This window comes from Amycolatopsis sp. TRM77291, from assembly GCF_054166285.1.
The window spans coordinates 1-525 of the sequence record NZ_JBSZHF010000049.1; the positions used below are offsets into that span (position 1 = coordinate 1).

Below are 525 nucleotides of genomic sequence, written 5' to 3' on the forward strand. Positions count from 1 at the left end.
GGCCATCTGAGGAATCTCAAAAAAACACCTCTTTTCAGCGCAAGCGCTCTAAGCCACCGAGTTAAGTGATCGACCAAGTTTAAAGTGCAGACGAGGAACTAAGATCGGCGAGAAGCAGACTTCAAAATGCGCAGACACAGTGCTAGTCTTACTGGACAGCGGCGTGCGATTGGGGCACGGTTAAAAGAGGGCACTGTAGAACACCCTTTGAAGACACGCTGCCACAGAGAAGGCTCCTCTCTGCTGAGCACTGCCAGTCAAAAACCAACAGGTTCCACCGAGATTTGAACTCGGATCGCTGGATTCAAAGTCCAGAGTGCTAACCGTTACACCACGGAACCAAGCTGTAGCTTGGTCGTCTTCCCTTCTGATTGCAGTGTAGAAATGACTCAGAAGGAGGCTCTGAGAAACGCAGCCAACCCGCGAGTATCAGAATGCTTTCCAAAAAGGTCTCCACGCTCCCCTGTGCCGAAATCCGGGATAGAACCAGGGACCTTTAGATCTTCAGTCTAACGCTCTCCCAAC

1 tRNA gene is annotated in these 525 nt (G+C 51.0%); it reads right to left on the reverse strand.

Annotated features, from left to right (window positions below):
• Window positions 1–269 precede the first annotated feature (269 nt).
• A tRNA-Gln gene (locus ACXIZN_RS43305) sits at window positions 270–341 on the reverse strand.
• Window positions 342–525 lie beyond the last annotated feature (184 nt).